The organism is Bradyrhizobium sp. SRL28 (genome assembly GCF_018596315.1).
Taxonomy (GTDB): domain Bacteria; phylum Pseudomonadota; class Alphaproteobacteria; order Rhizobiales; family Xanthobacteraceae; genus Bradyrhizobium.
Map to the genome: position 1 here is coordinate 1 of NZ_JAHEAG010000062.1, position 24,681 is coordinate 24,681.

Annotated in this window: 25 protein-coding genes and 3 pseudogenes; 17 read left to right on the top strand and 11 right to left on the bottom strand. The window is 58.6% G+C overall.

Annotated features, from left to right (window positions below):
• The first annotated feature begins 396 nt into the window (after positions 1–396).
• The gene (locus KIP88_RS41685) at positions 397–519 is read left to right on the top strand and encodes a hypothetical protein (RefSeq protein ID WP_308163766.1); all 123 of its coding nucleotides are present in this window, start codon (positions 397–399) and stop codon (positions 517–519) included.
• A gap of 47 nt (positions 520–566) precedes the next feature.
• Here the strand turns inward: KIP88_RS41685 and KIP88_RS48765 are convergent, their stop codons facing one another.
• Entirely contained in the window at positions 567–749 is a 183-nt protein-coding gene (locus KIP88_RS48765; RefSeq protein WP_044590027.1) for a helix-turn-helix domain-containing protein, read from the bottom strand.
• A gap of 543 nt (positions 750–1,292) precedes the next feature.
• Here KIP88_RS48765 and KIP88_RS41695 point away from each other — a divergent pair.
• The 4 genes from KIP88_RS41695 (at position 1,293) to KIP88_RS41710 (ending at position 4,885) form a co-directional block, all read left to right on the top strand.
• Positions 1,293–1,607, top strand: a complete 315-nt coding sequence (locus tag KIP88_RS41695) for a hypothetical protein (protein WP_214493914.1) — start codon at positions 1,293–1,295, stop codon at positions 1,605–1,607.
• Complete coding sequence (locus tag KIP88_RS41700) at positions 1,600–3,456, top strand: phage/plasmid primase, P4 family (RefSeq protein WP_214493915.1); 1,857 nt, start codon at positions 1,600–1,602, stop codon at positions 3,454–3,456. Before KIP88_RS41695 ends, KIP88_RS41700 begins: the two co-directional genes overlap by 8 nt.
• A 582-nt stretch (positions 3,457–4,038) precedes the next feature.
• On the top strand, positions 4,039–4,206 hold the full coding sequence (locus KIP88_RS41705) for a hypothetical protein (RefSeq protein WP_214493916.1): 168 nt from the start codon (positions 4,039–4,041) through the stop codon (positions 4,204–4,206).
• A gap of 514 nt (positions 4,207–4,720) precedes the next feature.
• Positions 4,721–4,885: a hypothetical protein gene (locus tag KIP88_RS41710; protein WP_214493917.1), complete on the top strand. Its 165-nt coding sequence runs from the start codon at positions 4,721–4,723 to the stop codon at positions 4,883–4,885.
• A gap of 1,097 nt (positions 4,886–5,982) precedes the next feature.
• On the opposite strand, the gene KIP88_RS41715 is transcribed toward KIP88_RS41710, so the two are convergent.
• From KIP88_RS41715 to KIP88_RS47270, 6 genes and pseudogenes are all read right to left on the bottom strand, one after another.
• Entirely contained in the window at positions 5,983–6,372 is a 390-nt protein-coding gene (locus tag KIP88_RS41715; protein WP_249791424.1) for a GNAT family N-acetyltransferase, read from the bottom strand.
• Positions 6,373–6,568: 196 nt separating this feature from the next.
• The gene (locus KIP88_RS41720) at positions 6,569–7,096 is read right to left on the bottom strand and encodes a PRC-barrel domain-containing protein (RefSeq protein ID WP_214493918.1); all 528 of its coding nucleotides are present in this window, start codon (positions 7,094–7,096) and stop codon (positions 6,569–6,571) included.
• 1,052 nt (positions 7,097–8,148) lie between these two features.
• Positions 8,149–8,448, bottom strand: a complete 300-nt coding sequence (locus tag KIP88_RS41725; protein WP_214493919.1) for a hypothetical protein — start codon at positions 8,446–8,448, stop codon at positions 8,149–8,151.
• Positions 8,449–9,243: 795 nt separating this feature from the next.
• Complete coding sequence (locus KIP88_RS41730; RefSeq protein WP_214493920.1) at positions 9,244–11,187, bottom strand: PrkA family serine protein kinase; 1,944 nt, start codon at positions 11,185–11,187, stop codon at positions 9,244–9,246.
• An 887-nt stretch (positions 11,188–12,074) separates the two neighbouring features.
• A complete protein-coding gene (locus tag KIP88_RS41735) occupies positions 12,075–12,248 on the bottom strand; it encodes a hypothetical protein (RefSeq protein ID WP_214493921.1) in 174 nt (57 codons plus the stop codon).
• A 156-nt stretch (positions 12,249–12,404) separates the two neighbouring features.
• Positions 12,405–12,562, bottom strand: a pseudogene (locus KIP88_RS47270) (DUF6494 family protein).
• Between the two features lie 268 nt (positions 12,563–12,830).
• Here KIP88_RS47270 and KIP88_RS41740 point away from each other — a divergent pair.
• Complete coding sequence (locus KIP88_RS41740) at positions 12,831–13,043, top strand: hypothetical protein (protein ID WP_214493922.1); 213 nt, start codon at positions 12,831–12,833, stop codon at positions 13,041–13,043.
• A gap of 324 nt (positions 13,044–13,367) precedes the next feature.
• On the opposite strand, the gene KIP88_RS41745 is transcribed toward KIP88_RS41740, so the two are convergent.
• The gene (locus KIP88_RS41745; protein WP_214493923.1) at positions 13,368–13,988 is read right to left on the bottom strand and encodes a MarR family winged helix-turn-helix transcriptional regulator; all 621 of its coding nucleotides are present in this window, start codon (positions 13,986–13,988) and stop codon (positions 13,368–13,370) included.
• Positions 13,989–14,084: 96 nt separating this feature from the next.
• On the opposite strand from KIP88_RS41745, the gene rpoH reads away from it, so the two are divergent.
• On the top strand, positions 14,085–14,966 hold the full coding sequence (gene rpoH, locus KIP88_RS41750) for an RNA polymerase sigma factor RpoH (protein ID WP_214493924.1): 882 nt from the start codon (positions 14,085–14,087) through the stop codon (positions 14,964–14,966).
• A 181-nt stretch (positions 14,967–15,147) separates the two neighbouring features.
• Positions 15,148–15,384 (top strand): zinc-finger domain-containing protein, encoded by a 237-nt coding sequence (locus KIP88_RS41755; protein ID WP_214493925.1) that lies wholly within the window; start codon positions 15,148–15,150, stop codon positions 15,382–15,384.
• Here KIP88_RS41755 and KIP88_RS41760 read toward each other — a convergent pair.
• On the bottom strand, positions 15,305–15,922 hold the full coding sequence (locus tag KIP88_RS41760; RefSeq protein ID WP_308163767.1) for a DCC1-like thiol-disulfide oxidoreductase family protein: 618 nt from the start codon (positions 15,920–15,922) through the stop codon (positions 15,305–15,307). The genes KIP88_RS41755 and KIP88_RS41760 overlap by 80 nt on opposite strands.
• A gap of 236 nt (positions 15,923–16,158) precedes the next feature.
• On the opposite strand from KIP88_RS41760, the gene KIP88_RS41765 reads away from it, so the two are divergent.
• From KIP88_RS41765 to KIP88_RS41800, 8 genes and pseudogenes are all read left to right on the top strand, one after another.
• Positions 16,159–16,395 (top strand): hypothetical protein, encoded by a 237-nt coding sequence (locus tag KIP88_RS41765; RefSeq protein ID WP_213257345.1) that lies wholly within the window; start codon positions 16,159–16,161, stop codon positions 16,393–16,395.
• 80 nt (positions 16,396–16,475) lie between these two features.
• Positions 16,476–16,727, top strand: coding sequence for a DUF1488 family protein (locus KIP88_RS41770; protein WP_214493926.1), 252 nt, complete (start codon positions 16,476–16,478; stop codon positions 16,725–16,727).
• A gap of 50 nt (positions 16,728–16,777) precedes the next feature.
• Complete coding sequence (locus tag KIP88_RS41775; protein ID WP_214493927.1) at positions 16,778–17,143, top strand: VOC family protein; 366 nt, start codon at positions 16,778–16,780, stop codon at positions 17,141–17,143.
• Between the two features lie 82 nt (positions 17,144–17,225).
• A complete protein-coding gene (locus KIP88_RS41780) occupies positions 17,226–17,978 on the top strand; it encodes a cupin domain-containing protein (RefSeq protein WP_214493928.1) in 753 nt (250 codons plus the stop codon).
• Positions 17,935–18,232 (top strand): annotated as a pseudogene (locus KIP88_RS41785) (4a-hydroxytetrahydrobiopterin dehydratase). Before KIP88_RS41780 ends, KIP88_RS41785 begins: the two are co-directional and overlap by 44 nt.
• A gap of 31 nt (positions 18,233–18,263) precedes the next feature.
• Positions 18,264–19,190 carry a complex I NDUFA9 subunit family protein gene (locus tag KIP88_RS41790; protein ID WP_214493929.1) on the top strand — a complete coding sequence of 309 codons (927 nt, stop codon included), beginning with the start codon at positions 18,264–18,266 and terminating at the stop codon, positions 19,188–19,190.
• A 159-nt stretch (positions 19,191–19,349) separates the two neighbouring features.
• Positions 19,350–19,490, top strand: a pseudogene (locus KIP88_RS41795) (IS110 family transposase); the annotation flags it as partial.
• Positions 19,491–19,837: 347 nt separating this feature from the next.
• On the top strand, positions 19,838–20,179 hold the full coding sequence (locus KIP88_RS41800; protein WP_214493930.1) for a hypothetical protein: 342 nt from the start codon (positions 19,838–19,840) through the stop codon (positions 20,177–20,179).
• Positions 20,180–21,291: 1,112 nt separating this feature from the next.
• On the opposite strand, the gene KIP88_RS41805 is transcribed toward KIP88_RS41800, so the two are convergent.
• Entirely contained in the window at positions 21,292–21,561 is a 270-nt protein-coding gene (locus KIP88_RS41805; RefSeq protein ID WP_214493931.1) for a DUF3551 domain-containing protein, read from the bottom strand.
• A 702-nt stretch (positions 21,562–22,263) separates the two neighbouring features.
• On the opposite strand from KIP88_RS41805, the gene KIP88_RS41810 reads away from it, so the two are divergent.
• Entirely contained in the window at positions 22,264–22,602 is a 339-nt protein-coding gene (locus tag KIP88_RS41810) for a hypothetical protein (RefSeq protein ID WP_249791425.1), read from the top strand.
• Positions 22,603–22,824: 222 nt separating this feature from the next.
• Here KIP88_RS41810 and KIP88_RS41815 read toward each other — a convergent pair whose 3' ends face one another.
• Complete coding sequence (locus KIP88_RS41815; RefSeq protein WP_249791426.1) at positions 22,825–24,540, bottom strand: adenylate/guanylate cyclase domain-containing protein; 1,716 nt, start codon at positions 24,538–24,540, stop codon at positions 22,825–22,827.
• Positions 24,541–24,681: the final 141 nt, after the last annotated feature.

Sequence of the window (24,681 nt, forward strand, 5' to 3'; positions counted from 1 at the left end):
TGGGAGGCGCCGAGGCGGCGTCCGGCGCCTCCAGGTAACCACCGGATTTCGCTTTCTGATCGTCCAAGCTCATGTCGCGGTTCGACTCCTTCGGGTGTTGTACCGACTGATCGCCAATCACGCGGCAAATTACCTGAGCGTTCTAGTCTCTGCGGGGCGTTTCGCGCCGTCTTCGCTGCTACAACATCATTAAGCCCGAGAAGCCAGCATCGCCACATAATGATAGCATGCATCGGATTCCCATCGAGTCGTGTGGCTTCCCGGCAACTTGTTCCGTACGGAGAAGGAGGCTTTGGCGGGCTCTCGGGTGCGCCGTCCAGGCCGTAGTACGACCAAACGCAAATCATCGAAGCGGATGCGATCGAACGTCAACTTGCGCATTAGGAGGCGAATGAAATGCGCGGCGCCTATACTCATGCCGCCGAATTCTGGCAGGAGCGCGTGCGGATGATGCGGTGGTGGGCGGACGAGCTCGACCGGCTAAGAGAGCACGGTCGTGTCATCAAAATGAGTGCCTGAGGAAAAGCGCGTTCAAAGTGGGGTTGCTCCCTTAAGTCGCACTTCCATTAGTTCGACATGTTGGTGTCAAGGAGCGCCAGAAGTGAGCGCACCACTACTAGTCGCCGACGTCCGATCGTTGTCGTGACGATACGCCCAGCTCCTATCAACTCGTAAAGCTTCGTGCGTCCCAAGCCGGTCACTTCGCATGCATCGTCAATCGTGCAGGTGAGTCGCTGGGCGAATGGCATCGTGCTCGGTTCTGCGGCTTTCGGAGCGGATAGACTGACTTGTGAAAGTTGTCCGCCAGTTTTCTCTCGTCGATTGTATCTCACGTGGCCCTCCTATTCGCACAAAGCTCGACGGGACAAGAGTTGATTGTGCGACGAGCAACGTCAATGCGAACATCCGAGGGCGCTCGCGCACGACAGCGCACGTCAGCGGCGGTTTGAATATTTCCAGACACCAAGGGCGACGAGGAAATTTTTTCGCGAATGCGCCATCCACAGCGAGGCATTGCGCCGAGGCTAGTCTGCTAACGTCGGCAGCAAATTCCCCAAGCGTTCGCCGCTGTTCACCAGCGTCTTATTCAACCATTATTCAACGAACGCGGCTGATGGCAACCTAAGTGCCTGAGTTTGCTGGCGCTCCCTAGGGGACGCCAAGAAGTAAATCGGAATAAGGACTTAGCTAGAAGTTTGGGGAAAACCGACTGCGTTGAATTTCAAAGCGTTTCAGCGCCGCGCCCCAAACAAAAGTTCGATCTTCCATACTGCTCCTCAAGGGCCTCGCGCATGCGCGGTTCGGCCGCCGGCGATCTCGGCAACCTCGCCGGCTGGGCCGTCGAGACAATCCCGCACCCGACACTGAAAGCCGACAAGGGCCGCAGCGCGCGCGTCCCTGATTTCACCTCGCCGGCGATGCCGGTGCCCGCATTCGTGCCCGAGCTAGTCTTGCTCGGCAACGGCGGCTCCGAGCCGATCCTGACGCGCAACGCGATGGAACGTGCCAAGCGCCGGCATGCCCGAGGCGGCCGCCTTGTGCGTGTCCGCTTCGCGCTCCCCGGTGTTAGTTTCGACGACTCGATGAAAGCCAAAACCAATGACTAGCGACAACGAGAACAACCCGTACAAGCGGATCGCCGACATGATCGACGCCGGCGACGACCGTTTCGAATCCGCCGGCGACTCGCATTTTGCCCCGCACCCCATCGATAGTGGTTCCCAAAATTATGAAGGAGCAAGCGATGATGATGTCGAAATGGCCGATGACGAACGGCCGGTCGATGCGAACAAGTTGTCGCGGGAGACGCTGATTTTGTGCTCGCACGAGCCGCAAAACGACACCGGCAACGCCAAGCGGCTGCTCTATTGGTTCGGCGACGACATCGTTAACATCCGGAATATGGGCTGGCTTTTTTGGACCGGCACGCATTGGGAAGGCGATGGCGGTGATGAGGTGGTGATGTCGCGCGCGCAAACCGTCGCCTCGCGCATCGCGCTAGAGGCCGACGTGATGGTCGCGACACCGAATGAACAGCGCGCAATCGACAACGCCGGCGCGGCGCGCGATGCGATGGCCGCGATCGAAAAAGAAAAGCCGGCCAAGGCGAAACTCGATCAGCGTTGGCAAATGCTGTCCCGCGTCGTCGGGGCCGGCAAGGCGGCCGAGGCTGCACTTAAAGGTCGCCAGACTGCGCGGCGGAAATATTCGGTTTCATCGGGCAATAAGGGCAAGGTGATCAATATGTTCGAATCGGCGGTGCCGCACCGCGTCATGACGATCGACGCGCGGGACGCCGATAAGCTGGCATTCAACGTGCTCAATGGCACGCTGCATTTCGTGTGCGACGAGGAGCCCGATCCCGACTCCGGCGAGCACGATATCAAAACGCTCAAGCGTTGGCGCGTCGAGTTGCGGCCACACAACCGCGACGACTACATCACCAGGGTTGCGCCGGTCGAATATGATCCGAATGCGAAAGGCCCTTATTTTAAGGCCTCAATCGAGCGTTTTCAACCGATCGTCGAAGTGCGTAAATTCCTACAACGGTATCACGGCTATGCGCTGACCGGCCTCACTGGCGAGCAGTGTCTCGTGTTCAACTATGGTGGCGGCTCGAATTGGAAATCGACCTTTATCGATCTCGTGTGCCGCGTGATGGGGCCATATGCTCAAACTCTGCCGTTCGAATCGCTGTCGGGCGACGTGCAAAAGAGCGGATCGCAAGCCTCGCCGGAATTTGCGCGTTTGCCTGGCTGTCGGCTGTTGCGCGCTGGCGAGCCCGATCAGGGCGTGCAGTTCAAAGAGGGGCTGATCAAGTCGCTGACCGGCGGCGAGCCGATGTTGACGCGGGCGAACTTCGGAGACTTTTTCGAGTTTCGGCCCGACTTCAAGATCGTTCTGTCGGGCAATCACAAGCCGCGCATCGCCGGCGTTGATCATGGCATCTGGCGACGCATGAACCTCGCGCCGTGGCCGGTGCAAATCGAAAAGCACGAACGGCGGCCGATGCCCGAGGTGATGGCGGAATTGCTGCCCGAAGCGCCGGCCGTCCTCAATTGGCTCGTCGAGGGTGCGCTCGCCTATCTCAACGGCGGCTTAAAACCGCCGCGCGAGGTTGTCGAGGCGACGGCGGCCTATCAGGAGGAAATGGACCCAGTTGGCGCGTTCATCGGCTCGTGCGTCAATTCGGTGGTGCCAGGAGCCGATGGCGTGGCGTCGTCCGTGCGCGCGCGTGAGTTGTACGAAAGTTTTGTCGCGTGGTGCTACGTCAATGAGCGGCAGGCTTGGAAAGAGAAAAGCTTTTCAACCGCCATGACCGAAAAAGGGTTTGAGAAAGGCCGCGACCAAGCCGGCACTATCTATCTCAATATCGCGCTGCACGACGTGCCGGCACGCCCGAGCCGCCGCGATGAGCCGCCGTATCCGGCCGACGAAGACGCCATTCCGGCCTAAAAGTGTGTTGGGTTGACGGGTTGTGACGGGTTTAGATTGACCCGTCACAACACCGGAAAGTCCAGATTAATCAAAAGCCTAGCGGGGCGATGTGACGGGTGTGTTGGGTTGGTCCCTATATCTCTAACTAATTCATGGGGAAGGGGGAAAATCCTCCAAAAACAAAAATCCCTTATGTATAGGCGACTATAACCCTACATCCCAACACACCTCCTTAATAAGCATCTGAAAGTATAAAGGGAATTCCTCTGTGGCAGATCAAAACCAATCCGCCACAACCCAACATCCCAACACAAAACGTCTAGGTTTCAATAAGGGAACATCGTGAAAACCTAGATCGGCATCGAAAAGGTGGAGCAATCGGCGATGCGTGACAAATTGCCGAAAGGCCGGGCGGTGTCGGCCACGGCTTTATGCCTGGTGATTTCGTCGCATCGCCGGTGAGGCAATGCGCGCGATCATGATCTCGTAGTCTGATCGGCTGGCTCGTGATCTCCAATGCGACATGGGCTCGCGACCGAAATGGGAATTCGAACATATCAGATTTTTGCGCCGTCCATCGGTGGCCGGCCGCGCGCGATCGTGCGCGGCATCGACGATGCCGGTGATGTCGTCGAAATTCTCGCATCGAAAGAAGGTGGCAAATTCAAGCTTGCGCTGTCGCCGCGCCGCCGCTCAACTGGCTTGATCCGTCATTGCTGCACATCGGCAGGTGTCGTCCCGAATACGTCACTTGGCATAAGGCGTTGACGCGCCTGGCGCACGATCTCGCCGGCAAGCTTAGCAGTTCGAACCGATCGCGCCGGGGGCGCTGCTGCGATGCCATAGATCACGGGCGATGCGCCGGTGTCGAGCGTCGTGGCACGTCATGATCTCGGCGACATCTGCGCCTGCCTGCCGTTGAAGCTCGGCGTTGGCAAGCCGATTGAGTCGCCGATCGAGGCCGAAACCCGCGCATCCCACGCTCTGGCCTCGCGGACACAGCGCCGGGAAACCCAGGCTTTCCGGTCATTATGTGTCCGGGTTCATTGACCGGGGGTAAAGTCTTGACGTAGGAGAGAGGCACACAAAACGGTTTTGCAAGAGAGGCCCGCCCAGAAACGAGGCGGGCCCCGCCGTTTGCACCGGCCGAACGATAGAAGGCGCCGGGCGTCTCTGCGAGGGCGAAAAAGCGTTAAGCGCATCGAGCTTCAGCAAAACGATCATCTGGATTTCATGGCGCTGCCCGATGCCTCACTCGGGCAACAATTTTGAGGTCACGACAATGAGTCAGATCAAGCCGGGCGATTATTCGATCGTGTCTTTGTCTACCCTGTTACGCCTTTCAATACTCGACCTCGCTCTCGGCGCCGGTGTGCTCGTCGCCGTGATGGCGTTCATTATGCACGCCAGCGCCGAGTCGACGTCGCCGCGACGCTTGCCTCGCTGACCCTTGGCCTCGCCGTAGGCGAGCATTGCGTGCGCCGAGGGCCGCCTCACCCCCGAGATGATGGGCCTCGCGCCAGCCTCGAAGTTTACCCTCGTGGGTCCCTCCCGGTGCGCCGGGTGGTACGGTGCAAGCGCGCCCCGAAGAATCGCCAGCCGAAACTTTGTTTTTCTGGCCTGACAAGCCTGTCAACCTGACGAGGCGGGTCGTCAACCTTGTCAACTATGTCAACTCAGATTTTAAACTCTGTCGCTGAAGGGCCGACGAGGCCCGCTGGGGCCGTGAGGGAACCTGGCATCGGAAGGACCCGCCGGCGTGACCTTCTACTTGCCCGTCTGCAGGGTCATCAACTGTGAAACATTGGGCGGCTTTTGCCCACTTCGGTGGAGGGAGAGGAGCTGGGATCGAACCTTCTCCAGGTACTCCATCGTAGGCCCACGGAGTTGGGCGGACTGGGTTGGGTCGCAGGGGCACTCCCAGCCCCCTCCCTCCGGATCGAAGGCCGCGAAACAGCCATTCTGCCCCGGAGGCGACCGTTAGCAGCCAAAATCCGGGCTGGCTGTGCGACCACCAGCAAACTATGGCCACTGCCACGTTCCGCTGACCGCCGACCACTAGCCCAGCTCAAAGGTGGTCCTTAGGGCGTTTGGGGTGGTTGTTGGTCATTCGCCTTCCACGATCCTCAGCCTGCCAGCGTTCGTCAGTCGAAGTCCGCCCGACAATTCCTGTATGTACCCTAGCTGGATCAGTCGGTCTTTATGTTCGACTGGGATTGCCCGGTGCGTCAAACCCTTGGCGCAGTCACGCAACGAGACGAATTCCTCGTGGGTTAATGGTGGTGGTGCAGGTGCCATCCCGCGAATATGCGCCAACTCTTCGTCTGGACGTTTGATCAGCTCGAATGTGGCAACATGGGTGCTTTCCAACCAAGACTCTAATGTCGCCCCGCAGACTTCACAGGACGCGCGACCCGTGTGCGGCATCAAGAACTTTGCTTCAGTGCGTTCGTACTCGGCGCCGCAATTGCATCTGACAATTGTCGCCATTCTCGGAATATGCGCCCGGAACCGCCCATTTTCCAGTGCTTAAGTCTGCCACAATCAAACTAACCCACTGCCGGACGTTGGCATTAGCGAGCTCGAACCGGACTTCGTGTAGTTTTGCTGCTGCGCCACCACGCCATCGAGCCCGATCACGCGTGGGCCGGCGTGCGCGATGGCCGCATTCCATATGCGCAGTCCGTACCCGCGCCCGCGCAAATCCTTTCGCACGGTGTAGAAATGGAGGAGCGCGAAACTCGCACCGTAATTGACGCAGGAGACGGTCGCGGCCAGAGCGCCGTTGAGCTCGCCGATGAAGATGCCTTCCGGATCGGCCGCGGCGAAGCAGGCGTCGTCGGCGAGGCCCGGGTTCCAGCCTTCGGCCGTCGCCCCGTTCACGGCTATTGAGATTTCGTCCGGCCGCATCGGCCGGATGCGCAAACTGTTCATGGCGGGCAATCGTACAGGTGGATTCATGAACTATATCACCGGGGGTGACGCTACGCGCGGGGCTTGAAGTCGCGGGTACTGTCTGCGGGCGACTCGATCGCACCGGCTAACCAGTCCATCAAGGCAAGTGATGTTCCCCTCTTGCGCCGCTTAGGCTGGCGGGGTCTCCTATGATCATTGGACCGCACGTCGAGAGTTAGTACTTAAACTCCGGCATGGCCTTCAATTCCTCCTTGGTGGCGTTATACACCACGTGATCGGGATACCAACGCGTACTGGCGCTGGTTGTGGTGGTTGTCGTGGTGGTTGCGGCACCGGTGGTGGTTCGCGTGCTGCCGTCTGGAGCGGAGGTAGTTGCAGGAGCAGTCGCCGGTGCGGACGTTGTTGAGGCAGTTGTCGAGGTCACCGGCTGGTCAACCCACTTCAGCTTATCGAAGGCGATCGCCACGTAGCGCTCGCCCAAGCCGAGAACGCCGCCCACACCTAGAATGACCTTGGCCACATTGCCTGACCTATCCAAAATCACGTCGTTGATGTCGCCGATCTTCTCGTTTGCTTCATTGTACACATCGACGTGGACCAGCTTGGACGCGCGCCATTCACCCTCCTTGTGCGTGGTAGCACTGGCAGTCGAAGCCTCTTGGTTTGTGGCTGTTTGCGCCGACGCCGCGCCGATCATCGACGCGATAGCCAGGAATGCTATTGCAAGAAATTTGGAAATCATGATGTTCCTCCACTGTTTGGGGAACAATTATGCGGTAGGACTTAGGTTCCAGCGGCGTAACGGTACACGCGCCTGCCTCCAGAACGTCCACCATCGCCGTAGGGACTCAGGCGGTCCCTCTCCGGTCCCATCCCAATTTATTACTCATCGCAATAGAGCAAAATTGACCAGCGCCCTGCCAATTTGAAATCAGCCAAGCTTAGTACCAGCGTCCACGGCCGTACCAGCCGCCGCCGGCAAACAACAGAACGAGAAGGACAATTATGAGAAGCGTCGTGGTATCCATGTGCGTCTTCCTCGGAACGCTGCGTGTTGCGCAGCCTAGAAATCTCGCTTTTTGACAACATTTTGCTGGTTGTCCGGTTCCAGGAACGCACGTGGCGAGATGGCGCATAGTGACGCGCTTACATCGGCTTGCCTGCTATCTCTTAAAGGGTCAGTCGCGTCGTTCTGGCTGTGCGCCGATGACTTCCGGTCTTCCCCGACAAGAAGACAAATTCAGAGCCCGTCGAGCTTCGCATTTGTGCCATCAAGAGAGACGTATGCACCACAGCAATTAGCCACTCATTCGATCACCTCGTCGGCACGAGCAAGCAGTGGGGCGGACCGTGAGACCAAGCGGCTTTGCAGGCTGCAAATTGGCTGCCAGCCAGAAGGTAGTCGGGAATTCGATCGGCAAGTCGCTCAGTGCAGTGCCCCGCTGCTGACGACTGCCCCGCCTCGTCACTCCGGCCAAGGCCCATGGCGTCAAGATTGCCCAAGGCGGCGATGTTCAGATCGGGCGGGACCGCGACGACCGGTACGATAGGGACCGTCGCCGACGGTACTACTCCGACACCACAGTTGGCGTCGGTCCCCATGGTGTCACCGTCGGCCCACGACAGCGCTGCCGCATGGTGACTACCACGGTTGAACGGGATGACGGCCGCAGGATCACGCGCAAAGAGCGCCGCTGCGACTAAACGGCGAGCAACACAGAAGGTGCCGACTCCTTCCTTCCGGTGCTTGCAGTTTCCGCCCTCGCGTTTTTGCGGCGCGGGACCGGGAACATCTCACTTCTTGCCGAGCCCCTTCGCCTGCTTCTGTAAGGCGACAGCATCAGCGAGAATTTTCTTGATACTCTCCGGCAGCGCATCGCGCGTTCGCTTGCCATCCTCGCTGAGCTGCATCTCAAATGCCTCGATCCAGCTATCGATCAAGGCGTCAACGTCGCTGACGTGTTCTTTCATCTGCTCGACAAGCTCAAACGCTTGATCGCGTTCGGCCCGCATTTCGGCGATGTGCCGCTCGGTCTCCTTCAAAGCATCCTCAAGCTCTCGGATGCGATCCGGCTCTGATTTCCTTTGTGGCATGTGATCGGTTTTCTCCCCGGAGAGGCGTCAGGTCCTGCGTCAAGTATTCGCGGCGAAAAGATATGGCGGAGCCCATCGAAGTAGAACACGGCCCGCCTTGGGGGTGGTGCACGCGGGTGCCGTGCCGGGCCGCCGAGCGGCCCGATTAATCAAGCGGGGCTTTTTAAGGTCGTTCCTGCTGCGATCTAAAATAGGCGAGGCCCGGATGAAGGTACCCGCCTCTGAGCAAAAACCTGAACAGCACCCCCCTCCGTCCCGCTCCGCTGATGCAGCTCAGGCCTTTAGGTCGGTGATCCGCGCGTAATTCCGGCCGCACTGCTCACATTGGCACATGCTCTCTTGTGTCCTTGTTGCAGGTCCAGACGAAGAGATCAGTGCAACGCCGCAGACCGGGCACGGCGTTGCTCAGCGCCCGGGGCCGACACCGATCAAGTGGTCGGCAGAGGGGCCGCGGCCATTTAATTCCAGCCCGCCTCCATAGGAAAACTGGGCAGTTTGCCGACTCGGACCTCCCTTCTCCGCAATCGGCGAAAAGGACTTTTTCAACACAATCCGCCAAAAGCTGTCGGTCGAGGAATGTCCGGGTTGGGTGTGTGCCGTGCAAAGGCGGCGCTTTCCAGTGGGTGCAAATCCCATCCGGCAACCGCTCCAACCGGAAGCAATCGGAGCAGTCATGGAGGTAACGAAGTGGCTGAAGCCTTCGATTAGCGTGTCACAAATTGGCGGTTCTCAAGGCTTTTGCTGCCCGGATTCAGGCGCCGATCGACGATGTGCATAGCCACCCTTGCATTTGCCTCAGCCGGCTTGCTTCACCCGCATGTACCATTCGACGAGGCGGCGAACCTGACGCTCGGTATAGCCGCGTCCCACCATGCGCGCGACAAACTCGCCGTGCTTCTTTTTGGTATCGCCGTCCTTTTTCGAGCCAAACGAGATAACCGGAAGAAGGTCTTCGACCTGCGAAAATATCCGTTTCTCGATGACTTCTCGAATCTTTTCATAGCTGGTCCAGGACGGGTTTTTGCCGCTGTTCTGTGCCCTCGACCGCAGCGAGAACTTGACGACCTCGTTGCGGAAGTCCTTCGGGTTGGTGATACCCGCAGGCTTCTCGATCTTGGTCAGTTCCTGGTTGAGAAGGTTGCGATTGAGCATCTGGCCGGTATCGGGGTCCTTGAAGTCCTGATCTTCGATCCAGGCATCGGCATAATCCACGTAGCGATCGAACAGGTTTTGACCGTAATCCGAATAGGATTCCAGATAGGCTTTCTGGATCTCGTGGCCGATGAATTCCGCATAGCGCGGCACGAGCTCGGCCTTGATGAATTCGAGATAACGCTTTTCGACTTCCTCAGGAACCTGCTCACGCCGGATCGAATGCTCGAGCACATACATCAGATGGACGGGATCGGCGCCAAGTTCCGCGGTATCGTGATTGTAGGTCGCGGCTAGGACCTTGAATGCAAAGCGCGTCGAGACGCCGGCCATGCCTTCGTCGACGCCGGCAGCATCCTTGTATTCCTGGACGCTGCGGGCCTTCGGATCGGATTCCTTAAAGCTTTCACCGTCATAGACCCGCATTTTCGCGAACAGGGTAGAGTTTTCGTGCTTGCGAAGACGTGACATCACCGAGAAGCGCGCGAGCGTTTCCAGGGTTGCCGGCGCACACGGCGCGGAAGCGAGTTCCGATCCCTGGATAAGTTTCTCATAGATCTTCTGCTCCTCGGTCACCCGCAAGCAGTACGGCACCTTGATCACGCAGATGCGATCGATGAAGGCTTCGTTCTTTTTGTTGGCCTTGAAGCTTTGCCATTCGGCTTCGTTCGAATGCGCGAGAATGACACCGGTGAATGGAATGGCCCCGATATTCTCGGTACCGATGTAGTTGCCTTCCTGGGTCGCCGTTAACAGCGGGTGCAGCATCTTGATCGGCGCCTTGAACATCTCGACGAATTCGAGGACGCCCTGGTTGGAGCGATTCAAGCCGCCGGAATAGCTATAGGCATCAGGGTCGTTCTGGGCGAAGGTCTCCAGCCTGCGAATGTCGACCTTGCCGACCAGCGAGGAGATGTCCTGATTGTTCTCGTCGCCAGGCTCCGTTTTCGCGACCGCGATCTGCCGCAGGCGCGAGGGCTGGATTTTGGCGACCCGGAATCGTGAAATGTCGCCGCCGAACGCTTCCAGCCGTTTGTAGCACCACGGACTCATCGGTCCATGGAGGCGACGGCGCGGAATGCCGTACTTTTCTTCAATCATCGGCCCCAGCGATTCCGGATCGAACAAACTCAGGGGGCTCTCGAACACTGGACTGAGTTCGTCGCCGGCCTTCAGCACGTAGATGGGATGGACTTCCATCAACGATTTCAGCCGCTCCGCCAGCGACGATTTTCCACCGCCCACCGGCCCCAGCAGATAGAGAATCTGCTTGCGCTCTTCCAGACCTTGAGCTGCGTGCCGGAAGAAGCCGACGATGCGCTCGATGGTTTCTTCCATGCCGTAGAATCCGGCGAAGGCGGGATAGGCGCGCATGGTCCTGTTCAAAAAGATACGGCCAAGGCGGGCGTCCTTGGCCGTATCAATCATTTGAGGCTCACCGATCGCAGCTAGCAGGCGCTCGGCCGCATTGGCATATCGCATCGGATCGCCTCGACACGATTCCAGATATTCCGCCATCGATATGTCGGTTTCGCTTCGAACCTCAAAGGACCGAGCGAAAGCATTGAACAGAGAATCGGCATACATGATCCCTCTCCTCAAACTGCTGGAACGCGCGGCAAAGTCCGACGGCCGACCGAACAGATCGTCCGACTGCCGGAATCAGTTAGGATCGCGCGGCAGCAACTAGTCAGGCTGCTTGGCCGTGGACGCGCGAAAATCCCGGGTGGTTATCTTATGGCCTGAGCAAATCTAATCGACGTAGGCCGCCCTAGCCGCGATCATTTTTGGCCTTCGGGCGCTTCGACCCGTTCTCCGCGCTGGGCTGCGTGCTACGGACGGTCTCGGTCAGCATCTGGCGCAGCTCAGCCTTCGTCTCGGCGGCTCCCGCGTAAAGCTAGATTTTTGCCATTGGGTCACGGTCACTATGTGGGGATGCCCGAGGGAGAAGTAAATGCCACTGGGGCCGCAAAATCAGGGGCAGCCGACATCAACTACTTTGAGGATAATCCACGTCCTCTCCGGAGTGCTTAACGGACTCAACTGAGACATCGCGCTACGTCTGAAATGTGCCACAAGCGGAAGTGAAGTGGCACGCAATCACCTGTGCGACGCTGAACGATATCGTTCAGTCACTGCTTGATGCCGCCATGGCACGTTCAGGTGCATCGGGGATTGCCGGCAATAAGGAAACCGTTCGAACTGAACGAGGTGCGGAGGCAGCGCCGCAACGATGTCGCGGTGAGCGGGCTAGCCCGTATTCCTGACCGCGTCAGCTAGCATGGCGTAAAGCTCGCGCTTGCTGAATTTCTTAGGCTGCCTCCCTACTGTCTTCCGCGACACATTCTTCGCCACCGGGCGGGCACAGGCGGCCAACAACGCCGGCCTTCGCTTCGGGACCGGCCTCAGCGCTACGTCTTTCGCATCCCAACTCATGCGAGATACTATACGCCGACTGCCAACTACAGGCTATTCTAGTCTTCGTCTGGCTCGCGCACGACCGGCGGTTCGTCGGCGTTGTCCTCTTCGTCCTCTTCGTCTTCTTCGTCTTCATCAGGAACTCGGGGCGGCACCGTGTTGCCCATGATCACGAAGGGACTCCAGTCGATCAACCTGGTAGAAAATTCCTCCGGGATGTGTCGCTTCATGTTGATGCTCCTCGGATGTGGCCCCTAGGGGATTTTACCCCTTCTGCTCAGGTTTCCGCATGAGGGTTAGCGCCGCACACCGTTTGCGGGAACGGACATTCCTTTCGAGTTGCATTAGCGCCCACGCTCGGCCTGACGAAGCCGCACCGGGTACGCCTATACATGTTTCAGCGGCGCCTCCTCAGCGGACAGGGTCATTCGCAGTTTGAGCTTGCCACCCATCACCTCTCGCTACGCACTAGGTTCTCAATTTCACGCTGCGATGTAACTCCGACATGCTTCAGAAATTTACGGATAGCGATATCGGCTGTCATGGCTGTTCTCCCTGATCAGGCAGGGAAAGACTAACATGAGGCACGCAAAAATTGCGTGTTTCTTGCCGTCGCGATGGTGCCAGGCGACATCGTGGCGCTCGCCCGGCTCGGTGCAGATGGACCGGCTAGCCGTGATGTTTTGCGCAATAAAGGGGGCCCAATTATCTTCCGCGCCTCAATGACGCACGCAAGAAATACGAAACGCAATGACTTCGTCGTCAAGACGAGCCTAAGCTGTCGCGGAAAACGCATCTCCTAGGAGGTGACAATGAAAGACCTTGTGCAGTGTCGCAAGTTAGAAGCGAAGTTTCGCCAGCTCGCAGTGAGCGATCCGGCCAGACGTTTCCTTTGGCTCGCCGAGGTGGAAAAATGGGAACGCGAGGCCGAAGCGGAAATCGCTTCTCACTTCGAAGCACGCAATGCCGTGCGAACGACCGTTGCAATCGAGCCAACCACCATAAAATCTAGTGCACGCTCCTGAGGGCGCCGCTCTCATTGCGAGTGGATTCACCGCGAGGGTGGGAAGAGCAGGCGGTGCTCGCACTAGGGGCCTCGTCAGCAGTGGTCGAACTCTAGTCGAGTGCCGGAGAGTCGCGTTAGGAAATCAGTAACCAAATTCTTGCCCTCTGAATGGGGCTGAAGGCAAGTGTTTGTGCAAATGGAGTACGCCCATGCGGCTGTCCCCGCGGTCACAAATTTCTGGCGCGTCGCGACGTCGTCTCGCACTGGCTCGTTGGCTCGCCCATCAAAGACATCGAGCGCGATCTGGTCCTGGAAGCGCTTGCGAAAACAGACGGCAACCGCTTCAGCGCCTGCTTGGGTTCAATGGTGTCGGTCCGTCCTCGCGGTGCTCGTTCATTGGTTGAAAATGGACGCACAGAAGACCTACGTCCTCTGGCTGAATCGGAACACCCAGGAGCAGGCATTCAGCGGCCGAGGTGCCCGTGCTCGGCGGGTTGCCGGACATCTCTCTGCCGAAGTGCGTGCAGTCCTGGCAACCACCGATCTGCCGACGCGCATCACTCGTCGCTAGAATGGACAGCACTTGGTGCAGGGCGCGACGCATCGCAGTTCGCTCAGTCGCGTCGAGCGAATCCATGGCACGCACCAGAACTTCGAACGGATCGCGTGCAAGCGTTTTTTTGCCCTTGCTCGTCAGTCGCAGACTTACGCTTCGCCCGTCCGTCTTGAATGGCTGTCGGACCAAGTACCCACGCGCTTCAAGCGCCTTAATGGTTTGTGTCGCGGTGCCGCGGGTTGTCGCTTGAAATTCCGCGAATGCCGACGGGGTCCGCGAGAACGGGTTGGCACGGGCGAAGAAGCGGAGCGCCATCCATTGGGCCGGACTGAGTTCGCCGTCATAGCCCTCAGCTTGTACGAGCCGTCCCACTTGCAGCAGGAGCTCTGCCGTTTCGCGCGCTGACATGTCTGCCTCTTCGAGATATAATAGTGTTTCGAAATTAACTTGACAACCGATCGGATGCAGATAATTTTGTTTCGAAACTAGTTGGAGGGCTTGATCATGGCCCGCAACGCGGCCGAACCCGGCCTCACCCATTATCTTGAGGAAATCCGGCGGTTCCCGATGTTGGAGCGCCAGGAAGAATACAGGCTAGCCAAGCGCTGGAGCGAGCACGGCGATCGCAACGCGGCGCACAAGCTGGTCACCAGCCATCTGCGGCTCGTAACCAAGATCGCCAGGGACTATGGCGGCTATGGCCTGCCGATCTCCGAGGCGATCTCCGAGGGCAATGTCGGCTTGATGCAAGCGGTCGAGCGCTTCGAGCCGGAGAAGGGTTTTCGGTTCGCCACCTACGCCGTGTGGTGGATCAAGGCGGCGATCCAGGAATACATCCTGCGCTCGTGGTCGCTGGTGAAGATCGGCACCACGGCCAACCAGAAGAAGGTGTTCTTCAACCTCCGCAAGGCCCAGAGCAAAATCTCCATCCTCGACGATGGCGATATGCGGCTTGACCAGGTGAAGATCATCGCCCGGCGGATCGGCGTCACCGAAACGGACGTGATTTACATGAACCGGCGGCTTGGCGGCGACGCCTCGCTCAACGCCGCGATCCGCGAGGACGGCGATTCCGGCGAGTGGCAGGACTGGCTGGTGGACGAATCCCCGGACCAGGAGACGACGCTCGCCGCGGGCGAGGAGTTCGATAACCGCCGCAAGACGTTGTCCGATGCGCTCGCCGTGCTCAACAAGCGCGAGCGGCGCATCTTCGAGACGCGCCGGCTCGCCGAGGAACAGATCACGCTCGTGAAGCTGGCCGAGGAATTCGGCGTCTCGCGCGAGCGCGTACGCCAGATCGAGGTGGGCGCCTTCGCGAAGGTGCAGAACGCAGTGAAGCACCGCGTCGCGGGGCTGGCGACCCCGGCGCCTCTGCAGGTGCGTTAGCTTCCAACCCTCTCCCGTGGTGGGAGAAACTGACGGTGGACGTGTCGCTATGGGTACGTTTTTACGGCAACCGAACGACGCGAGAGGGGCGCCGCTCACCGGGTGCTGATCGAGACCTCGCTCGACGATCTATGCACGGCACTTTGCATCATCTATCGGGCGCCTAGGCCGCGCGCTGCAGATGGAAAGTTATCCGACGTTTCATAATGAAGTCGGGGTGCCGATCGTGCGCATTGGCTGCCGCGAGTTCAAGTGTATTGGGGATAAACCGCCGCAAGATCACCCACACATCTACCTCAAGATGGTCGATGCCAGTGAGATCGTCTGCCCCTATTGCTCTACACTATTCCGCTTCGATCCGAGCTTGGGCGCATACGAAGCTGATCCGGCAGATTGTGCTTGCGGTAATAGGGACTGAGTTGAAAAGCAGCAACGCTGCTTCCTTCGTCATGCCGGCCGCAGCCATCCCGCGTCAGGCGCCATCGTCCCGCAGTCTCGGCGCGGTTCCTGATGGCCACGAACGATCCGAATTCGGCAGGGTCGCGACGGCCAAACCAGCGATAGCGGTTGCGCGCGACCAAATCATAGATCGCGTCGCGGATCACACGTGGGATGAATTGGAAGATCCATGTCCACTGCCAGCGCGGAAGCTCGCGCGCAATGCGCAGCACGGCTTCGGGTTTTACATAGGCCTGGCCGTTCGCCAAGAAGGCAAAGGAATCCGGGTGATCAGGATCGATGCCGAGCTGCTCAGCGAGCGGACGTCCCTCGGCCAACTGGATCGGAACGAAGCGAAAATAGCCGCGGCGATCACGTTTGCTCACGAAGCGGCAGCCGCGCGAGCATAGGACGCATACGCCGTCGAACAGGATCAGGCCGTGCGGCGAGTTGATGCCGCCAGGACTTTTTGGGTCAACGACGATTGACTGCTCCGCCTGCATGGAACATGCAAACATCCGCGGGACGGCCGGCGCAACAGAGGTGGTCGTCCCTTAGAGCCTGTCTCGAAATGGCTGCCGACATCACTGGTGACCGAGCACTGGGCGGGCAACCTCCGCCTCATTCGATCACCTCGCCGACGCTGCGCTCGCCCACGCCAACGCGGTGATCGAATGACCCGGGTCCCTGCTTGAGCTTGAGCGGTAACAGCACCAGCTCCGAGAGGTCGATATCCCGAAGCCGGAGAACCTTGATGGAGGAGATGCCGCGTAAATCCGCAGCCGAACTTGAGGCCGAGTGCCTTCGGCTTCTGGCGATGGATCCGCACACGCGAGGCATTAAGCGCGTCGAGATAATTCGCATGTACCCTAAAGGAACGGGGCCGAATTGGACCTACGGCGCGCTTGATCCGATGCCGACGCGCGCGGGCGTGGCCATTGCCCAAACGCTTATCGCGTCGGTCTATGGAAGATGGGCGCTGGCAGATTAATGCGCTCATGCAGCCCTCGCTTGTAGGGGCCGGATAAACCACCATATGTTAGTCTCACCCCCCGTCTGAGGACCATTCTCATGGTTGTTGCTGGCGGCGATTACGTCCATTTCGTTGTGGAGTACGGCGGCAAAATCGAAAAGTGCCGGGTAACGGAGACTGCCCTTCTGAACAGAGAGCGTATGAGCAGAAAGGACGCAGGCTATGCACAGCTCATCGCTATCTTTGTAAGGCACCGAGCCGAGATCGAACATCTCGCTCTCGCGAAGTTGCAGCGGGAGGGGCACTCTGACCGCGGTGTTGTAGTGACCACTGAGGATCTGAACCCTTGATGCAGCTGGGTGTTCGAGGCGCGGGGAAATGAAACAGGAGAGTTCCGTCCATGATCGAGGGAATCAGCGCGGTCACACTGGGCACCCACGAAATGCCACGATCTGTCGGATTCTACCGCGCGCTGGGGTTTGAGGTCCTGCATGGCGGCGAAGAGTCGTCATTCACCAGCTTTCGTTCAGGGACGAGCTATCTTGACCTCATCGCCCAGCCTGCCGAGCGGCGCTGGTCCTGGTGGGGGCGGGTAATCTTCTACGTTGCCGACGTTGACGCACTTTACGACCGTGCGCTCGCAGCGGGATACCAGCCAGCTACCGCGCCCCACGATGCCGAATGGGGTGAGCGCTTCTTCCACCTAATTGACCCCGACGGCCACGAACTCAGTTTCGCTCGGCCTTTGCTCCCGGTTTCCGTCTAATAGCTCGAAGCGGCCTGCCATTCCAAGAGGCGCTGGGAGAGCGTATGGTGCTCCGATTATCCGCTGAACCTGGGAGGCAATCATGCAGTTCAGGACAACCGGACTACTGTTGCTCGGCGCGATGGCGCTTCCCGCCTCCGGGACCGCACAAACCACCCCCGCTCCACCGGCAATTACACGAGCTGTGGTCGCCGCAACCAAACTGCCGACCGTTACAGACGTGCCGCTCCATTTCAAAGCGGTGAGCATCACTCTTCAGCCGGACGAGAAGAGCGGCGTCTCGGCGGCCAACGGCATCCTCTACCAGATGTCAGGATCGACCGAGATCGCGCTCGATGGCGAGGCCAAAATGCTCAACGCCGGAGAGGGGCTGTTCATCGCCGGCGGAAAGACCGCGGCGCTAACGGCGGGCAGTGGAGAGCCGTCAGCTTTTCTCCACTTCTTCCTTGTCCCCGCTGTGGACTTGGGTCGGCCTGTCGAGACGGCACCTGCCGCCGTGAGAGAGCTATATCGCACTGCGACTCCAATCCCCGACCTGAAGCCAGGCGGTTATGATCTCAATCTCACACGAGTCACATTTCCGGCGCAGATGCCCTCCAACTCGCCACACCATCGGTCAGGAGCGGCTCTGTACTATATTATTTCTGGCACCGGAGCGAACACGGTCGACGGTAAGACGGAAGCAAGGGGACCAGGTTCCCTGATCTATGAACCGTACGCTCTCGTGCACCAATGGGGAAACCCAGGCAACGAGCCGTTGATATTCTTGGCCTTCAACATCAATCCGGAAGGTGTGGCAGCCGTGCTTCCGGGCGCACCAGCGAACAAACAATAGCCAACGGCGGGCGGCCCACCGCATCCAGAGGACCGTTCGATTCGACAATTTCCGGGAAGCGCTCGGCGTTTTTCGGAAAGTCGGTGAGCTTGCCGAGACAGAAGGCCATCACCCAGACATTCGGCTGGGGTTATGCGACTGTCTCCCTGAACACCAAGAAGATCAAAGGACTGCATGAGAACGACTTCATCATGGCGAGCAAGATTGATCGGTTGCTCGATCGCCCGGATGGGTTCCTCGACCACAAGCAGTGAGAAGCTCCGACATAAACTGGCGATTTGAGTCATGGTGGCAACGAACGGTCGCACCGTCACCGTGTTCGGCGGAACCGGCTTTCTCGGCCGCCGCATCGTTCGGCATCTGCGCTGTCGCGAATTTCCCGTCCGGATCGCGTCAAGGCATCCGGATCGGGAACACAGACAGTTTGGTCCTGATGATCCGCACCTTCAATCCGTAGAGGCCAACATTCACGACGAGCGATCAGTCGCGGATGCGTTGGCCGGCGCTTACGGCGTTGTAAATGCGGTCAGTCTTTACGTCGAGCACGGACAGCAGACTTTTCATTCCGTTCACGTCGAGTCTGCCCAACGAGTAGCAGCTCAAGCGCACCGGGCCGGAGTCGAACGGCTTGTTCACGTTTCAGGGATCGGCGCCGATGCCGCCTCGCCGTCCCGCTACATCCGAAAGCGCGGCGAAGGCGAACTGGCGGTCCGAGCCGCGTTCAACGATGCATTTTTCGTCCGCCCGGCGGTGATGTTCGGACCGGACGACGCGTTTCTTACCAGCATCCTCAATCTCCTTCGCCAGCTTCCGATCTATCCGATGTTCGGCCGCGGCCTGACCAGATTGCAGCCGGCCTATGTGGAGGATGTTGCGGAGGCGGTTGGTCGGATCATGAAGCGAGCCGAGACGCCTTCAATGATCTTCGAATTCGGCGGTCCTCGTGTCTACTCTTACGAGGAATTCCTCAGAGCGGTTGCGCACCAAGCTGGCATTGCGCCCCGACTGGTTCCAATCCCATTTGCCGTCTGGCACGCACTGACATGGGCAGCCTCCGAAATACTGCCGGTTCCACTCCTCACTCGCAATCAGGTAGAACTGATGGAGATCGACACCGTGTCATCGCCGCAAATGCCGGGATTTAGTGAACTCGGAATTACGCCGCACTCGGTCGAGGCAATTCTCCAAAGGATGTTATCGAATTGCGGATGAAGAGGCTCCTCGGTTGATCCGCTTCAACGGATGACGGGTTCGCGCGCTACATCCGCCTGCGTTCAATCCCCTGATGTCCGCTAATGGGATGGTCCGGCCGTGCTCCTGCCCCGCCAGCGATTGAAGCTGGCAAGGGGCGCCAAAGACGAGGAGCACGCCATGTCTCAGCAGAACACCGGGGTTGCCGTTGTCGGCATCGATATCGGTAAGAACTCGTTCCACATTGTTGGTCAGGACGGCCGCGGAGAGATTGTTCTGCGGCAAAAGTGGTCCCGCAGCCAGGTTGAGGCCCGGTTCGCCGCTGCCGGCGGCGTGGTCACAGCAGCGTTCCGCGCTGTACTATTCGAAGTAACCGGAGTGCGTTGAGGAGCTGGAACGTCCGCTTTGCGCCGATGTTGAAAAACTCGGCTGTTGAAGCCGAAGGAGTTCACTGATTCATTCCGTCCCGTGGGCGGGAGGCTGACAGCGATGATGGGCGAGCGGCAGGTTGATCAGGCGGCGCTGTTCTACGAGTTCTCACTTGCCATACGTCGTATTGATCTGGATTAACCCTGATCGGTCGATCTAAGTCAGCACGGCTCACTTGATCTACTTTGAGCCTCGCCCATTTTTAAGGATGGGAGGTTCGTCAATGAGACTAGCCCATAGTGGCAGTGTCATACGGCCAGAGCAAAGTCGAGCGCATCAACCCACCAACTGTCAACGAAAGGACCGTCGGTCGATCCGGCGGTTTTTTTGTTTTAGGTGGCTTCATCGGGCGATCAGGGCCTCGTGATATGGTTAAGCCAAAGCAAGGAGGGCTGGCAATGCCGACCGGATTATTTAGAACAACAGATCAGTCGGCTCAGGTTGAATACGACGGCGTTTCCATCCCGATACCTAGGTCGACATACGAGAAGAACGGCTACAAGCCCGATTTCGACAAACTGCCCCTCGAAGACGAATATAAGGCGGCACAGGAGAAGTTGCGTAATGCCCTGAGGCCCTAAGTTGAGGAACTGGTCGAATTGGGCCACTCGCAGATCCAGAATGGGCCACTGAAACGCAAAACGCCCCCAAGCCGAATAATGCTTGGTGGCGTTCTGTTAGAACTGGACAGCGCAATCCCCCAGTACCGTTGTGTACGCACGGAGCGTGAGAAGGTTCACCGGACCCGGAATTACTTCTGGGGTTAAGTATCGCGACCGACCAAGCAATAGCGACGTGCGGGCGACGGTGCGGCCCTCATCGTCGCGAACGGCTTGCTCGAAGCCGAACTGAGCGACGTGTATGCCACCTGATACGCGCGGGGCAGGGTGAAGAGGAACCAGCAAAACTAGGAGACGAGCATGGCCGACGTAACGTACTACGTCGGCCTTCCCTTCGTGGCGAGCTACGACGGCTCCGCGCGTAGTGGAGTGATCACCATTGGCGATTTTGCTGCGCGCCGTATTGATCTGGATTAACCTGATTGGTCGATCTACGTCAGCCTTGCTCACTTGATCGTGTTTGTGGCCTGCCCATTTCTAAGTCGGGTTTGATCGACAAGGTTCTCGCACCGGCCAGCGTCAAGGAGACACCAGTCCCACAGTGGCAGCGTCAGAAGGCCAAGGGCAAAGTCGAGCGCATCAACCCCAACTGTCAACGAAAGGACTGTCGGTCAATCCGGCGGTCTTTTTGTTTGGGTGGCGCTCTAGCCTTTAGGGGACGGTGTCTTCGGTAGTGATCTGTAAGCTTCGCTTCGCCCACGCCGAGGAAATAATTTAAGAACGGATGGCTGTCACAATACATTCTAATCGTAGACATCTGGTTTGTCTTCGAGATTGCGCTCAAGTCGCGTGCCCCCTCGCCGTTCTTGATCGAAGCGATGTTTAGACCGCTCATATATCCTTGAGCCCAATAGAAGAAAATCCGCGCCAGTGGCAGACATTCGTCGATCAGTTGTTATGGAACGTCGATGTCTGCTTTTCCCTCAACAGCGGACATCTCACCATCCATCTGCCATGTCCGCGAAGTGCCAATACCGGACTTGGCCGCTGTGATCACCTGTCGATTTCGTGCGTTTCGGCAAACAAATGCACAGCGGACCAAGCCATCTGATTTGCTCGTGACGCACGCTGCGTCAGCGACGACGCGGCTTGGCAGGACTTGTCAGGACGGCGGCGTTCGCGAGATAAGGATTGGCCGCCGCGAGATAAGGGTTGGCCACGCAGTAGGCCGTGCGGCCCGATGCGGCAGCCTGACATTGCAGGTAGCTGGTGAATTGACAATCGCCAGCGCCAGCATAGTCGTCGCCTTGCAGGCAATACCGATACTCGCTAGCTGCGACCGGGGTTACGCCAGTTGCGAAGATGGTCGCAGACGTGGCGAGGACAAGAAAGAGGGTACGCATTTTTCTCTCCCACGTTGAAGTGCCCCACTTGACGGTGGGACCAAACATGCGGGGTCGATGTGAACCGGCTCACATTGGCGGATGCAAATTTCTGAGATCGACCGCGCAGATGTGTAAGGAAGCTGTCAAGTCCGAGTCTGACCGATTGTGTTGAAAAACTCGAAAATCGCCGGGCTCCGAAAATCTCGTAAATGTAGCGCATCGGGGATTTCGGCCGCTGCAAGGCTCTGTAGAATCGATACGAGGGCCAGCGATCGTTTTTGCGGTGATTGATGTGGTCCCTCACCTCGCAGCGAGAGAGACGCACCAGCGGTCCTGAGAATTTTCAGTCATCAGCGAAAAAGGACTTTTTCAACACAATCTGCCACAAGCGGACTCGTGCACCACAACAAACGACGTTCAAATGCTATAGTGGTTTGCTCGATCACCTCGTCGGTGCGGGCGAGTATGCGTGAACTCTAGCTCGGCATCATTCCGCTGACTCCGCGCGGCAATGCCGATACGTCTGAAAAGTGCCAGGCGCAGAACAATTTCTCGGGCATTTCGCGACGTTTGGCCTCACCCCCAATTTGTGAACCTCCAGTAGCCGAAACATACTTACTCACAAGCGGTAACAGTTCGCCCGGAGGTATCATGGGGCGGTGTTGCGTAGCGCTGATCGAGTACGCGATTTCGCGAATCGCTGTTAGCGCGGCTATCGCGATGATGATGTCGCCGGCGCCGGGGCGCGATCTCGACGGACGCTATAGGAATTCACCGCTTCACGAGTGGTTCGAGAATTTGGCGAGCGGCAAGGGCCTTTGCTGCTCGTACGCCGACGGCCATGCCGTCGAAGACGCAGACTGGGAATCTAAGGCCGGCCACTTCCGCGTGCGATTACCGAAAAGCGCCAACTCCAAAGAAATGGTCTGGGTCGATGTGCCAGACGATGCCGTAATCAAAGTGCCGAACAAGGTAGGGCGCACTATGGTCTGGCCGGTCTACAACGAACTCTATCCAGACATATCGATCCGATGCTTTATGCCAGGGAGCATGACTTAGATTGGCGGGCGATCTGGTCGCTAACGTCCGCTATTCTCCCAACCGCGGCGCAGAAGCGGACACTGAAGTAGTCCGGATAGGGTCAATTTTCGGAAGTTGGCCCTCGTGACAGGAAGGTCCGTGTGACCCTCATGAGCAGACATCCTCGGGCTATCACAGCAGGTCCGAAAAGTGCCATGACCGGACTCTAACTTTTGACGACGCGTGGTTCAATTCTCCCGATTACTCTGGCAACCCTGCTTTTCGCAGAGCTTCGGCCCACTTGGCGAAATCCTCCTTTCGGCGCAGCGGGAGCAAATCCCTAAGATTTGAAATGCACAGCACTGGATCGAGCTCACGCATGTGCGCCATATGCTTACGCGCTTCATCGAGGCGCCCTGCGAGGGCGTGACTGGCTGCGGCCCCGCGCACACAGGTGAGCCAAGTGGGTCGCACGCGCACCGCTTTCTCCGCCCAGTAACTCGCGTCGTCGTAGTGACCAGCAAAAAAATGCGCGTAGGCGATGCCGGCATGCATCCGGAAAACAAACGGATCGAGTGGGCTCAAGCGTATGGCCCGCGCCGCACGTTCAATCGCGTCTTCCGGCTCGCCAGAGTATACTTTCAGCCAGGCGCTTACGTACCACGCAGACGCTAAATTGGGGTTGAGAACAAGCGCTTGATCGAGATAGGCGATCCCGTCATCAAGCTCGTGGGCGATATAGGCAAGCGCGAAACCGCCCCAACAGAGCGCCGCCGCGTCGTGACCGCCTAGCTCCACTGCTCGCCGGGCCAAACGCGTGCCTTCTGCAACCTCTTTGGTACGGTCGGTCATCCAGCCATTGCTCTTCCGGGTAACGAATATCCAAGCCGCCCAACCATAGGGCACGGCAAACTCGGGATCGAGTTCGATGGCCCTGTAAAATAGGCGCAGCGCCTCGTTGTCTCCTTCTCGTGTATACGGAATAGCGCTCGCAACCCCGCGCAGGTAGTAGTCGTAGGCGTCGAGATTTTCTGTTGGCTTGTGCTTGGAGCGTTCGATCTCCGCGTGCTCCAGCGTTGGCGCGATAGCGCCCACGACGCTCGTGGTCACCTGATCCTGAAGCTCGAAAATGTCATCCAGTCCGCCGTCGAAGCGATCCGCCCACAAATGCGCACTTGTGATCGCGTCGATCAGCTGCCCGGTAATACGCACACGGTTCGCCGCCTTGCGCACGCTGCCTTCAAGCACGTAGCGCACACCGAGTTCCCGGCCAACCTGTTTGACATCGACTGACTTGCCTTTGTAGGTGAACGACGAATTGCGTGCGATTACAAATAATGATCTGAAACGCGACAGCGCGGTGATGACGTCCTCAACCATGCCGTCGGCGAAATAATCCTGCTCCGGATCGCCGCTCATGTTCTCAAAAGGCAGTACCGCGATGGAGGGCTTGTCGGGCAGCGCGAGCGTCGGAGCTTGGCCTGCGGGCGAACTCGGTTGCGCCTTCACGGCGCTCTGGCCACCAAGCTGAACCCGCCACGCCCGCATTGGTTCGGTAATGTTCTTGAGGGTTTGCGGCCCAAGGTCGTCGCAGGCAACCTCCACCTTGCCCCGGATTTGCCGGTAGGCGTCATCGGATAGGCATACGCCGCCCGCCTCCGCGATGCCCTCAAGTCGTGCGGCGATGTTGACACCGTCACCGAAGATGTCGTTGTCATCGAAAATGATGTCGCCAACGTGTATGCCAACGCGAAATTCGATCCTTTGGTCTTGAGGCACTAATACATTCCGTTCGGCCATGCCGCGCTGGACCTCAACGGCACATCGAACCGCATCAACTGCGCTGGCAAACTCGACCAGCATGCCGTCGCCGGTCGTCTTGACGATGCGGCCTCGACGTGCGGCGATTGTGGGGTCAACAAGCGTCTTTCTGACAACCTTGAGGTGGGCCAGCGTGCCTTCCTCGTCAACCCCCATCAGGCGGCTATAACCGGCGATATCCGCCGCCAGAACCGCCGCCAGTCGTCGTTCAACGCGTTCGTCGGTCAAGACACACCTCGGCCCGGGAGAACGAATGCCTATTTAGCAGAAAACTTGGCCGACGTCCGACTAGGCCCA